The following is a 269-nucleotide window of genomic DNA, read 5'->3' as shown; positions in this document are numbered from 1 at the left end:
CGGCAACCTGCTCGACCTGGTGGACGGCGGCGTGACGCAGTCGATCAAGTCGCAGACGCTGGAATCGGTCATCCCCGCCAACCTGCGCGGCGCCGATGGCAAATGGTACGCCCTGTCGCTGCGCGACCGCGTGCTGTACGTCGAAAAGGACCTGAAGCTGGAATCCTTCCGCTACGAGGACCTGGCCGACCCGAAATGGAAGGGCAAGGTCTGCATCCGCTCGGGCCAGCACCCCTACAACACCGCCATGGTCGCCTCCATGATCGCCC

The 269-nt window shown here is 65.1% G+C and carries 1 protein-coding gene; it reads left to right on the top strand.

Going from position 1 to position 269, the window contains the following annotated elements; all coding sequences use genetic code 11:
• Nucleotides 1–269: ABC transporter substrate-binding protein (locus OH705_RS27490; protein WP_416383607.1), on the top strand; the 269-nt coding region annotated here is incomplete at both ends.

It is taken from the genome of Pseudomonas sp. BJa3, assembly GCF_026343815.1.
Classification (GTDB): domain Bacteria; phylum Pseudomonadota; class Gammaproteobacteria; order Pseudomonadales; family Pseudomonadaceae; genus Aquipseudomonas; species Aquipseudomonas soli.
Note: the sequence above shows the minus strand (reverse complement) of the source record. Positions and strands in the feature narration are given on the sequence as shown.